The 12546-nt window shown below is 62.9% G+C and carries 10 protein-coding genes; 9 read left to right on the top strand and 1 reads right to left on the bottom strand.

Annotation, left to right across the window (positions count from 1 at the left end):
• Positions 1-3 precede the first annotated feature (3 nt).
• The 4 genes from murG (at position 4) to aqpZ (ending at position 4352) form a co-directional block, all read left to right on the top strand.
• A complete protein-coding gene (gene murG / locus MNR02_RS05905; protein WP_241948431.1) occupies positions 4-1125 on the top strand; it encodes an undecaprenyldiphospho-muramoylpentapeptide beta-N-acetylglucosaminyltransferase in 1122 nt (373 codons plus the stop codon).
• Complete coding sequence (gene murC / locus MNR02_RS05910; RefSeq protein WP_241598441.1) at positions 1122-2537, top strand: UDP-N-acetylmuramate--L-alanine ligase; 1416 nt, start codon at positions 1122-1124, stop codon at positions 2535-2537. The genes murG and murC overlap by 4 nt, the downstream gene beginning before the upstream one ends.
• On the top strand, positions 2534-3508 hold the full coding sequence (murB, locus tag MNR02_RS05915) for a UDP-N-acetylmuramate dehydrogenase (protein WP_241948432.1): 975 nt from the start codon (positions 2534-2536) through the stop codon (positions 3506-3508). Before murC ends, murB begins: the two co-directional genes overlap by 4 nt.
• Positions 3509-3665: 157 nt before the next feature.
• Positions 3666-4352 (top strand): aquaporin Z, encoded by a 687-nt coding sequence (aqpZ, locus tag MNR02_RS05920; protein ID WP_241948433.1) that lies wholly within the window; start codon positions 3666-3668, stop codon positions 4350-4352.
• Positions 4353-4421: 69 nt separating this feature from the next.
• On the opposite strand, the gene MNR02_RS05925 is transcribed toward aqpZ, so the two are convergent.
• Positions 4422-5723 carry an MFS transporter gene (locus MNR02_RS05925; protein ID WP_241598445.1) on the bottom strand — a complete coding sequence of 434 codons (1302 nt, stop codon included), beginning with the start codon at positions 5721-5723 and terminating at the stop codon, positions 4422-4424.
• A gap of 439 nt (positions 5724-6162) precedes the next feature.
• Here MNR02_RS05925 and MNR02_RS05930 point away from each other — a divergent pair, with 439 nt between their 5' ends.
• The 5 genes from MNR02_RS05930 to lpxC all read left to right on the top strand — a co-directional run bounded on the left by MNR02_RS05930 (position 6163) and on the right by lpxC (position 12432).
• Positions 6163-7089, top strand: a complete 927-nt coding sequence (locus MNR02_RS05930) for a D-alanine--D-alanine ligase (RefSeq protein WP_241598447.1) — start codon at positions 6163-6165, stop codon at positions 7087-7089.
• Positions 7077-7997: a cell division protein FtsQ/DivIB gene (locus MNR02_RS05935; RefSeq protein WP_241598449.1), complete on the top strand. Its 921-nt coding sequence runs from the start codon at positions 7077-7079 to the stop codon at positions 7995-7997. Before MNR02_RS05930 ends, MNR02_RS05935 begins: the two co-directional genes overlap by 13 nt.
• Positions 7994-9325 carry a cell division protein FtsA gene (gene ftsA / locus MNR02_RS05940; protein WP_160869487.1) on the top strand — a complete coding sequence of 444 codons (1332 nt, stop codon included), beginning with the start codon at positions 7994-7996 and terminating at the stop codon, positions 9323-9325. Before MNR02_RS05935 ends, ftsA begins: the two co-directional genes overlap by 4 nt.
• Before the next feature lie 101 nt (positions 9326-9426).
• Positions 9427-11160, top strand: a complete 1734-nt coding sequence (gene ftsZ / locus MNR02_RS05945; protein WP_241948434.1) for a cell division protein FtsZ — start codon at positions 9427-9429, stop codon at positions 11158-11160.
• A 315-nt stretch (positions 11161-11475) separates the two neighbouring features.
• The gene (gene lpxC / locus MNR02_RS05950) at positions 11476-12432 is read left to right on the top strand and encodes a UDP-3-O-acyl-N-acetylglucosamine deacetylase (RefSeq protein WP_134649563.1); all 957 of its coding nucleotides are present in this window, start codon (positions 11476-11478) and stop codon (positions 12430-12432) included.
• Positions 12433-12546: the final 114 nt, after the last annotated feature.

A 12546-nucleotide genomic window follows, 5' to 3' on the forward strand; every position in this document is an offset into this window, starting at 1 on the left:
GGCATGAGCAAAGGTATCGTTCTTCTCGCCGCCGGTGGTACCGGCGGCCATCTTTTTCCCGCAGAAGCGCTGGCTCATGAGTTGAAGGCCAGCGGCTGGTCGGTGCATCTCGTGACCGATAGCCGTGCCGAGCGCTTTGCCGGCAAGTTCCCCGCCGACGAAATCCACATCGTGCCATCAGCGACGATCGGTTCGAAGAACCCCGTCAGCGTCGCCAGGTCGCTGTTCACGCTGTGGAAGGGCGTGCGCGCCGCGCGCCGGCTGCTGGCGCGGCTGAAGCCCAAGGTCGTCGTCGGCTTTGGCGGCTATCCCACCGTGCCGCCTCTTCTGGCAGCGACCGGGATGGGCATCCCCTCGATGATCCACGAGCAGAATGCCGTGATGGGCCGCGCCAACAAGGCGCTTGCCAACCGAGTACAGGCAATTGCCGGCGGCTTCCTGCCGGAGACGGGCGGTCCCTATGCGGCAAAGACCGTAACGACGGGCAATCCCGTGAGGCCGGCCGTGCTGGAGGCTGCCGCGGTTGCCTATACGCCTTCGACGGACGGCGAATTCCGGCTGGTCGTTTTCGGCGGCAGCCAGGGCGCGCAGTTCTTCTCCAAGGCCATTCCCTCGGCGATCGCGGCGCTGGAGCCGCACGACCGGGCGCGGCTGAAGATCACGCAGCAGGCGCGCATGGAGGACAAGGACGAGGTGGTGCGCAGCTATGCCGACCTCGGCATTCCCGCGGATGTCTCGCCGTTCTTCAACGACATGGCCGCGCGCATCGGTGCGGCGCATCTCGTCATCAGCCGGTCCGGTGCTTCCACGGTCTCCGAGCTTTCGGTGATCGGCCGTCCCTCCATCCTCGTGCCCTATCCTTACGCGCTCGATCACGACCAGGCGGCCAATGCCGCCGCGCTTGCGGGTGCCGGCGGCGCCAAGGTGATCCCCCAAGCGGACCTTTCCACGGAGCGCCTGGCGCGGATCGTCTCGGGTGCCATGCATGATCCGGCAAAGATGGCCACCATGGCCGCAAGCGCCAGAAATGCAGGAAAACCGGATGCCACGCGCTTGCTCGCGTCCATGGTAGAGGCTATTGCGGGCGGCAAGACGATTGCGCAATTCAAGGGAGAACGGCCATGAAGATGCCGCAGAGCATAGGGCTCGTTCATTTCATCGGCATTGGCGGCATCGGCATGAGCGGCATCGCCGAGGTGCTGCATAATCTCGGCCACAAGGTGCAGGGCTCCGACCAGTCGGACAGCGCCAACGTTCAGCGCCTGCGTGACAAGGGCATCGAGGTCTTCGTCGGCCACAAGGCGGACAATCTCGGCGAGGCGGAAGTCGTCGTCGTTTCCACCGCCATCAAGAAAAGCAATCCGGAATTGATCGCGGCGCGCGAAAAGCTGCTGCCGGTCGTGCGTCGCGCCGAAATGCTGGCTGAGCTGATGCGCTTCCGCAATGCCATCGCCATCGGCGGCACACACGGCAAGACGACGACGACCTCGATGGTTGCGACGCTTCTGGAGGCTGGCGGACTCGACCCGACCGTGATCAATGGCGGCATCATAAACGCCTATGGCACCAATGCCCGCATGGGCGAGGGCGAATGGATGGTAGTGGAAGCCGACGAATCGGACGGCACCTTCCTCAAGCTTCCGGCCGATATCGCCATCGTCACCAATATCGACCCCGAACATCTCGACCATTACGGCAATTTCGATGCGGTTCGCGCCGCGTTCAGGCAGTTCGTCGAGAATGTGCCGTTCTACGGCTTCGGCGTGATGTGTCTTGATCATCCCGAAGTGCAGGCCATGGTCAGCCGTATCGAAGACCGCAAGGTCATCACCTATGGCGAAAACCCGCAGGCAGACGTGCGCTTCGGCAATATCCGCATGGATGGCGCGACCTCGGTCTTCGACGTGGAAATCCGCCGTCGACGCACCGGCCAGGTCATTTCGCTGAAGGACCTGCGCCTGCCTATGCCCGGCCGGCACAACGTTTCGAATGCGACGGCGGCGATTGCGGTTGCGCAACGTCTCGGCATTTCGCCTGAGCTGATCGCCAAGGGGCTCGCGGGCTTCGGCGGGGTGAAGCGCCGCTTCACCTTCACGGGCAGCTGGAACGGCGTGAACGTCTATGACGACTACGGCCACCATCCGGTCGAGATCAAGGCCGTTCTGCGCGCCGCACGCGAGGCCTGCGCGGGCCGAATCATCGCTGTGCACCAGCCGCACCGTTACAGCCGCGTCGCAAGCCTCTTCGAAGAGTTCGCAGGCTGCTTCAACGATGCCGACAGCGTCATGATTGCGCCGATCTATGCGGCGGGCGAAGACCCCATCGAGGGTGTGACCGCAGAAGAGCTGGTTTCCCGCATCAAGTCGGGCGGGCATCGCGATGCGCGGGTGCTGGCTTCGCCGGATGCGCTGGCCGGTATCGTGGCCGGCATTGCAAAGCCCGGCGATTTCGTGGTTCTCTTGGGGGCTGGCAGCATCACGCATTGGGCGCAGGCGTTGCCGCGGGAATTGGCAGGCATTTCGGGTGAGGTGGCATGAAGCGGGTTGATGGTGCAAAACTTCTGGCGTCGTTGGGTGAAGGCATCAAGGAGGTGCGCGGACGCCTGACACCGGATGCACCGATGGACCGTGTCACCTGGTTCCGCGCCGGCGGCCTTGCCGAGCTGATGTTTCATCCGCACGATGTCGAGGATCTCGTTACCTTCCTCAAGCTGCTGCCCGAAGAGGTGCCGCTGACAGTGACGGGTGTCGGCTCCAACCTTCTGGTGCGTGACGGCGGCATTCCCGGTATCGTGATTCGTCTTTCGGCCAAGGGCTTCGGCGATGTCGAGCTGGCGGGCGAAAACCGCATCAAGGCCGGCGCCATCTGCCCGGACAAGAACATCGCGGCCATGGCGCTTGATCACAACATCGCGGGCTTCGAGTTCTACTACGGCATTCCCGGCTCCATCGGCGGTGCGCTGCGCATGAATGCCGGCGCCAATGGCGGAGAGACGAAGGACCTCGTCGTCGAGGTTCACGCCGTCGACCGCAAGGGCAACCAGCACGTTCTGTCGAACGCCGACATGGGCTACAGCTACCGCAAGTCGTCCGCATCTGGTGATCTCATCTTCACCCACGCCGTCTTCCAGGGGCAGGCGGGCGAAAAGGACGAGATCCGCGCGAAGATGGACGCCGTGCGCCAGCACCGCGAGACCGTCCAGCCGATTCGTGAGAAGACCGGCGGTTCCACCTTCAAGAACCCCGAAGGCCATTCGGCCTGGAAGCTGATCGACGAGGCAGGATGCCGTGGCCTGATGATCGGCGGCGCGCAGATGTCTCCCATGCATTGCAACTTCATGATCAATACCGGGCAGGCGACCGGCTACGAGCTGGAATATCTGGGCGAGACCGTGCGCAGCCGCGTGCTGGAGCATTCCGGCATCATGCTGCAATGGGAAATCAAGCGCCTGGGCAACTTCATGCCCGGCTACGAGGTCAAGGAATTCCTCGGCCACGCCACGGCCTGACACTTTTCCTTGGAATGGGGATGCGCGCATTCGGTGATTTAGCGCATCCATTCTACCCGTTCAGCTTGCGTTCATGCGCAATTTCCGAAAGCTTTAGCCCTGCGTGATCATCACGCGGGGTAATTCCGGATTTTCGGAAATCGGACAGGGGGTCCTCATGTTCAAGAAGCTTTCAGCCGAGTTTCTCGGCACGTTTTGGCTTGTCTTCGGTGGTTGCGGCAGCGCGGTGCTGGCCGCCGCTTTCCCGGAGGTGGGCATCGGCCTGCTCGGCGTTGCTTTCGCCTTTGGCCTGACGGTGCTGACCATGGCCTATACCGTCGGCGGCATTTCCGGCGGGCATTTCAATCCGGCCGTCTCCGTGGGGCTTACGGTCGCCGGCAAATTCCCGGCATCGAGCCTCGTGCCCTATATCGTGGCGCAGGTTGTGGGTGCGGTAGCGGCTGCGGCGGTGCTTTATCTCGTCGCGTCCGGCAAGGCCGGCTTCACGGCGGGCGGCTTTGCATCGAACGGTTACGGCGAGTTGTCGCCGGGCGGTTATTCGCTGACGGCAGCGTTGGTCATCGAGGTGGTGCTTACGGCGTTCTTCCTTCTCATCATCCTCGGCTCGACCCATGGCCGCGCGCCCGTCGGCTTTGCGCCGATCGCCATCGGCCTCGGCCTGACGCTGATCCATCTCGTGTCCATTCCGGTCACGAATACCTCGGTCAACCCGGCGCGCTCCACGGGCGTTGCGCTCTTTGCCGAGACGGCGGCACTGTCGCAGCTCTGGCTGTTCTGGGTGGCGCCGATCCTCGGCGCGGTCATCGGCGCGGTGATCTGGAAGGTCGTCGGCGAGAACGATTGATCTGTAGACAAAAAGAAACCCGCCGCGTCGGACGCGGCGGGTTTTTGATTCAGGCGTATTGGGGCAGGCTCAGACTTCTTCCTTGCCCGAGAGCAGGATGCAGGCCAGCGTGATCGCGGCGGAAATGCCGAGATAGTAGCCGACATGGGTCATGCCGTAATTGGCCTGGAGCCAGGTTGCGATGTAGGGCGCGAGCGATGCGCCGAAGATGCCCGCGAAATTGAACGTGATCGATGAGCCCGTGTAACGCACCTTCGTGGGGAAGGGCGCGGCGAGCGCCGTGCCGATCAGGCCGTAGGTCATGCCCATCAGCGCCATCGCGAAGATCACGAAGATGAAGATGCCCTGTTCGCCGCTGGTCATAAGGCCCGGCAGGAAGAACGAGAAGACGCCGATCAGGATGGTCGTGAGGATGAGAACCTCGCGACGGCCGAACCGTTCCGCCAGCTTGCCGGCAACCGGAATGAACAGGCCGAAGAGCACGGAGCCCAGAATCTGGACTTCAAGCGCTTCGAGGAACGGGATGTTCAGGACCTTGACGTTGTAGGACAGGAGATAGGCCGAGCCGATGTAGAACAGCACGAAGGTGGCGAGCGCCACGAAGGTGCCGAGCACGAGGCTGCGCTTGTGGTTGCGGAAGAGTTCCATGACGGGAACCTCGACGCGTTCCTGCTTGTCGATCGCCTTCTGGAAGGCAGGGGTTTCGGTGATCGACAGGCGAACCCACAGACCCACGGCGATCAGCAGGATCGACGCGACGAACGGGATGCGCCAGCCCCAGGCGAGCAGCGCCTCCTGCGACATGAAATGCAGCAGAAGCCAGAAGACGCTCGAGGACAGGAAAAGCCCGATAGGTGCGCCGAGCTGCGGGAACATGCCGTACCAGCTGCGCTTGCCGGGAGGTGCGTTTTCGGTCGCGAGCAGAACGGCGCCGCCCCATTCACCACCGAGGCCGAAGCCTTGGCCGAACCGGCACAGCGCCAGCAGCAGCGGGGCAAGCACGCCGATCGTTTCATAGGTCGGCAGCAGGCCGATGATAACAGTCGATACGCCCATCGTCAGAAGTGCCGCGACGAGCGTCGTCTTGCGGCCGATGCGGTCGCCGTAGTGTCCGAACACGATGGCGCCGAACGGGCGGGCGAAGAAGGCGATCGAGAAGGTCGCGAAGGAAGCCAGAAGTGCCGTCGTCGGATCGCTGTTGGGGAAGAACAGCGTCGGGAAGACCAGAACTGCGGCGGTGGCGTAAACGTAGAAATCGAAGAATTCGATGGTCGTTCCGACCAGGCTTGCAAATAGAACGCGCGCCGGTGAATTGAGGGCACGGTTGGACTGCGTTGCGGTCGGCGACCCTGACTGTAGTGTTTCACTCATCTTGGGTGCCTTTAAATGTTTCTTCTTGCCGTCTTGGGAGCAGCGGAGGCGTTCCTACGCCACGTGGCCGGCCGATGAAACAATAAAAATGCGTTCGGCTTTAAAGAATCATACTTTTCTTTCCTCCCCCGCGACGCCCGCATTTGCCAGAGCATTGCGCGACCGGCAGCCGTGCTCATGCCTGAAACAGGGGTCACCCTGTCGTGCAATTTTTCTTGCATGGTCGGCAAGGCTCTGATTCTAGAGAGAGAATCGTAGCGTCGCTTGATTCGGGACAGGAAAATTTGATCGACGGCGTGTCCGGTTAACGAAAGTAAACGCTTCATTAACCTTAATGGCGCTCTAGTGGTCTTCACGCGACTCGCCGAGTCGGACCCTGATGAAAATCAGGTCCGCGCAAGCAGCGCGGAGCAGAATGCGGAATTCAGTTGGGGGTTCTATGAGCGTAAAGCATGTCGCGATGCTGATGGGTGGTTTTTCGTCGGAACGGCCGGTGAGCCTTTCGTCGGGCAACGCCTGCGCCGACGCGCTTGAAGCCGAGGGCTACAAGGTGACGCGCGTCGATGTCGGTCATGACATCGCAAACGTTCTTTCCGAACTGAAGCCGGACGTCGCCTTCAACGCGCTGCACGGACCGTTCGGCGAGGACGGCACCATCCAGGGGCTGCTCGAGTTCCTGCAGATTCCATACACTCATTCCGGCGTTCTTGCCTCCGCGCTTGCCATGGATAAGGCGCAGGCCAAGATCATCGCAAAGGCTGCCGGCATTCCGGTCGCCGAGCAGCGGCTTATGAACCGCTTCGATTTCACCTCCGCGCATCCGCTGGCGCCGCCCTATGTGGTGAAGCCCGTGCGCGAGGGCTCGTCCTTCGGCGTCGTCATGGTCAAGGAAGACCAGTCGCACCCGCCGCAGATCATCACCTCGGAAGAATGGCGCTATGGCGATGCGGTCATGGTCGAGCGCTATGTCTACGGTCGTGAACTGACCTGCGGTGTCATGGGCGATGTCGCGCTCGGCGTCACGGAAGTGGTGCCGCAGGGCCACGCTTTCTACGACTATGATTCGAAATATGTGAAAGGTGGCTCGAAACACATCATACCGGCGCAGATTTCACCAAATATTTACCAAAAAGTACAAACACTCGCACTCAAGGCGCATCAAGCGATCGGGTGCCGTGGCGTCAGCCGTTCCGACTTCCGCTACGACGACCGTTTTTCAGAGAATGGCGAGCTTATCTGGCTCGAGGTCAACACCCAGCCCGGCATGACACCTACCTCTCTGGTGCCTGAAATGGCCGTCCATGCCGGCCACTCTTTTGGTGAATTCTTGAAGTGGATGGTGGAGGACGCGTCGTGTTTGCGTTGAGCGCCAAGAAGAGCAGGGTGCGTCCCGTCGGTCTTCCCGAGACGGAAGGCGGTCGTGTGCTGCCGCGCCCGCTGCGCCGTATCGTGCGTTTCCTCGTCAGCCTTGCAGCTGGCCGCATCCATATTCCCCGTCACACCGGCAGCATCGCCACCGCGCTGTTTCTCGGCGCAACCGGTTTTTACGGCATGTCGCTCGGCGGGCACTCGCAGGATTTCGCCCAGGCATCGACGACGGCGATCGGTTTCGCCATCGAGGATGTGAAGGTGTCCGGTAATCGCGAAACCTCGGAAATCGATATTCTGGAGCGCCTCGGGCTCGATGGCACGACCTCGCTCGTCGCACTCGATGTCAAGGATGCGCGCAAGAAGCTCAGCGAACTGCCTTGGGTCGAGGATGTTTCGGTTCGCAAGGTCTATCCGGGCACGATCGAGATCACGCTCAAGGAGCGCGAGGCTTTCGGCATCTGGCAGCACGGCAGCGATCTCTCGCTGATCGAGAAGAACGGCAGCGTGATCGCGCCGCTTCGTGACAACAAGTTCTCCACGCTGCCGCTGTTCGTCGGTCGCGATGCCGAGACGGCCGCTGCGGGCTTCTCCGACGAGTTCGACAGCTGGCCGGAAATCAAGGCACGCGTGAAGGCTTACATCCGTGTCGCCGGCCGTCGCTGGGACCTGCGTCTCGACAACGGCATTGTCGTGAAGCTGCCCGAGCACAACGTGCCGCGCGCGATGGACACGCTCGCCACGCTGGAAGCGGAGGAAAGCATCCTGGAACGCGATATCGCGGCTGTTGATCTGAGACTTGAGGACCGCACGACGGTCCGTCTGACGGAAGGGGCGCTCGAACGTCGTAACAAGATGGTCGAGCAGAGGACAAAGGACCTGAAGAAGGCAGCGAAGCGCACATGAGCATTTTCGGTTCGTCCCATTTCGGCCTGCCGCGCTTGAAGCCGCTTTCCTCGAAGCGGGCTCATGTCGTTTCGGTCCTCGATATCGGCTCCACAAAGGTGGTCTGCATGATCGGCCGGCTGACGCCGCGCGCCGAAAGCGAGATCCTGCCCGGCCGCACCCACAATGTCGAAATCATCGGCATCGGCCACCAGAAGTCGCGCGGCGTGAAGAACGGCGTGATCGGCGATCTGGATGCGGCTGAAAGCGTGGTGCGCCTTGCCGTCGACGCGGCTGAGCGCATGGCCGGCCTCACCATCGAGAGCCTGATCGTCAACGTTTCGGCCGGCCGCCTGCAGAGCGACGTCTACACCGCGACCATCGATCTCGGCGGACAGGAAGTCGATGCCAACGACCTGCGCAAGGTTCTTGCAGTTGCCGGCCACCAGTCCCTGCGTCAGGACCGGGCCATCCTCCATTCGCTGCCGACCGGATTCTCTCTGGACGGCGAGCGCGGCATCCGCGATCCGCTCTCCATGTTCGGCGACGTTCTGGGCGTCGACATGCACGTTCTGACGGCCGAGCGCTCGGCACTGAAGAACCTCGAACTCTGCGTCAACCGTGCCCACCTCTCCGTCGAGGGCATGGTGGCGACGCCCTATGCGAGCGGTCTTTCCGCTCTGGTGGACGACGAAGTCGAACTCGGCTGCGCCTGCATCGACATGGGCGGCGGAACGACGACGATTTCGGTCTTTGCCGAAGGCAAGCTCGTGCATTCCGACGCTGTGTCGCTTGGTGGCCATCACGTCACCACCGACCTGGCTCGCGGCCTTTCGACCCGTATCGAGGATGCGGAGCGCCTGAAGGTCGTGCATGGCTCGGCCCTGCCGAATGCCGGCGACGAGCGCGACATCATCACGGTCCCGCCGATCGGCGAGGACGATCGCGACCAGCCGACCCATGTGCCGAAGTCGTTGATTTCGCGGATCGTGCGCGCCCGGATCGAGGAAACGCTCGAACTTATTCGCGACCGCATCCAGCGCTCGGGCTTTTCGCCGATCGTCGGCAAGCGGATCGTGCTGACGGGTGGCGCGAGCCAGCTGACGGGCCTGCCGGAGGCGGCGCGCCGCATCCTGGCGCGCAACGTGCGCATCGGCCGCCCGCTCGGTGTCTCCGGCCTGCCGACGGCAGCCAAGGGACCGGCCTTTTCGACGGCGGTGGGTCTGATGATCTACCCGCAGGTCGCGGAACTGGAAGAACACGCTGTGCAGGGCGGCATGCTCTCGCAGCTGACGGGGGGTAATGGCCGCATCGCCCGCATGGGACAGTGGCTGAAGGAAAGTTTCTGACGGGTTTGCCGGCGGCGTAGCGAGTGCCGGGAAAGACCGACAACTGAGTTTTGGGAATAGACCGGCTGGGCGAAGTGGCCGGAAACGAAAGGAACACTGCAATGACTATCAAGCTCCAGAAGCCTGACATCACCGAGCTGAAGCCCCGCATCACCGTCTTCGGCGTCGGTGGCGGTGGCGGCAACGCCGTCAACAACATGATCACCGCGGGTCTGGAAGGCGTCGATTTCGTCGTTGCCAACACCGATGCCCAGGCGCTGACCATGACCAAGGCGACCCGGATCATCCAGATGGGTGTCGCCGTCACGGAAGGCCTCGGCGCAGGTTCGCAGCCGGAAGTCGGCCGCGCTGCTGCTGAAGAGTGCATCGACGAGATCATCGATCACCTGAACGGCACGCACATGTGCTTCGTCACCGCCGGCATGGGCGGCGGCACGGGCACGGGTGCAGCACCCGTCGTTGCACAGGCCGCCCGTAACAAAGGCATCCTGACCGTCGGCGTGGTCACCAAGCCGTTCCACTTCGAAGGCGGTCGCCGCATGCGTCTTGCCGAAGAAGGCATCCAGGAACTGCAGAAGTCGGTCGACACGCTGATCGTCATTCCGAACCAGAACCTGTTCCGCATCGCCAACGACAAGACGACCTTCGCCGACGCCTTTGCGATGGCCGATCAGGTTCTCTACTCGGGTGTTGCCTGCATCACCGACCTCATGGTCAAGGAAGGCCTCATCAACCTCGACTTCGCCGACGTCCGCTCGGTGATGCGCGAGATGGGTCGCGCCATGATGGGTACGGGCGAAGCCTCGGGCGAGGGCCGTGCAATGGCCGCCGCCGAAGCCGCAATTGCCAACCCGCTCCTCGACGAAACCTCGATGAAGGGCGCGCAGGGCCTGCTGATCTCCATCACCGGCGGTCGCGACCTCACCCTCTTCGAAGTCGACGAAGCTGCAACCCGTATCCGCGAGGAAGTCGATCCTGACGCAAACATCATACTCGGCGCTACCTTCGATGAAGAGCTCGAAGGCCTGATCCGCGTTTCCGTTGTTGCAACCGGTATCGACCGCGCGGCCTCGGAGGTGGCTGCACGTAATGCTGACTTTCGCAACCTCAGCAAGCCGGTAGTTCGCCCGTCCGCCGCCATCCAGCCGCAGCCCGTCGCCGCAGCGCCGCAGCCGATCAGCCAGCCGCAGCCCGTGCTGCAGCAGCCGGTCGCCCAGCAGCCCGCGATCGACCCGATCGCCGAAGCCATCCGCGCCTCGGAAGAAAGCCTCGATCGCGAGCTTTCCATTCCGATGACGCGTCCGGCCCCGGTCCAGCAGGCTGCCGTCCATCAGGAAGAGCCGCGTCTGCAGAACCGCATCTTCGCGGCTCCGGCTGAAGCCCCGGTTGTCCAGCGTGTTGCGCCGGTCCAGCAGCCGGTTCAGCAGCAGGCTCCGGTCATGCAGCAGCGCGTAGAGCATGCGGCCCCGATCATTCGTCAGGAGCCGCAGTCCATGCGCATGCCGAAGATCGAGGACTTCCCGCCGGTCGTGCAGGCCGAGATGGACCACCGCGCTGCCCAGCAGCCGGCCGCCCATCAGGAAGAGCGCGGCCCGATGGGCCTGCTCAAGCGGCTGACCTCGTCGCTCGGCCGTCATGAGGAAACCCATGCGGCCCAGGAGCCGGCGGCTCCCGCCGCACAGCAGCAGCGCCGCCCGCTGTCGCCGGAGGCAAGCCTCTACGCCCCGCGTCGCGGCCAGCTCGACGACCACGGCCGCGCCAACCAGCAGCCGCGTGCGCTGCACGAGGACGACCAGCTGGAAATCCCGGCCTTCCTGCGCCGCCAGTCGAACTGAGCCTGAACGGCTTTGTCACAGATGCCCGGATCATCGATCCGGGCATTTTTGTTTCTTGATGTCTTTCAACGGGTTGCAACGCAGATTTTGCGTAACAAACCGAAAGAAACAGTGATTTGTATGATGACTGCCGGCCGATTAAATTCAGGCTGGGCAAAGGGGCAGCAGGAATCACGCCACGGCATGACCGTGTGCAGCGAAACCTTCAGACGTTCCGGCAGGCGTGTCGGCGGACGCATGGCGTTCAGCCACGGTACTGCTCGGCCCGCGAATTGAAATGTCGGCGATGAATGCGCCGAGACTAAGACGAGGCGAATGCACATGACGATGCTCGGTTTCCAGACGACGATCGCGGCCCCGGTGACGATTTCCGGGACGGGCGTCCATTCCGGCGCTGCCGTGTCGATCACGCTGAACCCATCGGAAGCCGATAGCGGCATCCTCTTCCAGCGCCTGCACGATGACGGTACCGTCAGCGAATACCGCGCCGTATCCTCGCAGGTCGGCAACACCGACCTTTGCACCGTCCTCGGTTTCTCCGCCGCGACCTCCATCGCAACGGTCGAGCATGTCATGGCAGCGCTTTACGCGCTCGGCCTCGACAACCTGCTCGTCGAAGTGCACGGCTCGGAAATGCCGATCATGGACGGCAGCTCGGCTCCCTTCATCGACGCCATCGATCAGGTCGGCATCGTGCCGCTTTCGGTCAAGCGCCGCTATATCCGCGTGATCAAGCCGGTTCGCGTCGATGCCGGGGCCTCCTGGGCCGAGTTCTCGCCCTATGACGGCATGCGATTCGAGGTGGAGATCGATTTCGATTGCCCGCTGATCGGCCGTCAGGCCTGGAAGGGCGACATGACGCCGTCGACCTTCCGCAACGAGCTTTCCCGTGCCCGCACCTTCGGTTTCATGCGCGATGTCGAGCGCCTGTGGGCCTCCGGTCATGCACTGGGTTCCTCCCTGGAAAACTCCGTGGTCATCTCCGATGACAACACCGTGATCAACGTGGAAGGCCTGCGCTACGCCAAGGACGAGTTCGTCCGTCACAAGACGCTGGACGCCGTTGGTGACCTGGCGCTGGCCGGCGCGCCCTTCATCGGCCGCTACCGTTCCTATCGCGGCGGCCACAAGATGAACGCCTACGCGCTCAAGGCGCTGCTGAGCGACCCGACCGCCTATGAGGTCGTGGAAGATGCCGGTTCGCGTTCGCGTCCCGGTCAGCGTGAGCTGGTTGCGGTCAATGCGCCGGAATTTGCGCCCTGGGCTTTGTGAGGCCGGGCGCATTAAGCTTTTCTCCCGACACGTATGCCATAAAAATGCGTTAATGCGCCGGCATGGCGTTGCGATCTTCACGCTTTTGGAGATACAACGCGGGGCGCATGTGCG

It is taken from the genome of Shinella sp. H4-D48 (assembly GCF_022637395.1).
GTDB lineage: Bacteria > Pseudomonadota > Alphaproteobacteria > Rhizobiales > Rhizobiaceae > Shinella > Shinella sedimenti.

Coding starts and splice junctions, on each gene's coding strand:
- murG (WP_241948431.1), top strand. CDS start 4: ATGAGCAAAGGTATCGTTCTTCTCGCCGCCGGTGGTACCGGCGGCCAT.
- murC (WP_241598441.1), top strand. CDS start 1,122: ATGAAGATGCCGCAGAGCATAGGGCTCGTTCATTTCATCGGCATTGGC.
- murB (WP_241948432.1), top strand. CDS start 2,534: ATGAAGCGGGTTGATGGTGCAAAACTTCTGGCGTCGTTGGGTGAAGGC.
- aqpZ (WP_241948433.1), top strand. CDS start 3,666: ATGTTCAAGAAGCTTTCAGCCGAGTTTCTCGGCACGTTTTGGCTTGTC.
- MNR02_RS05925 (WP_241598445.1), bottom strand. CDS start 5,723: ATGAGTGAAACACTACAGTCAGGGTCGCCGACCGCAACGCAGTCCAAC.
- MNR02_RS05930 (WP_241598447.1), top strand. CDS start 6,163: ATGAGCGTAAAGCATGTCGCGATGCTGATGGGTGGTTTTTCGTCGGAA.
- ftsA (WP_160869487.1), top strand. CDS start 7,994: ATGAGCATTTTCGGTTCGTCCCATTTCGGCCTGCCGCGCTTGAAGCCG.
- ftsZ (WP_241948434.1), top strand. CDS start 9,427: ATGACTATCAAGCTCCAGAAGCCTGACATCACCGAGCTGAAGCCCCGC.
- lpxC (WP_134649563.1), top strand. CDS start 11,476: ATGCACATGACGATGCTCGGTTTCCAGACGACGATCGCGGCCCCGGTG.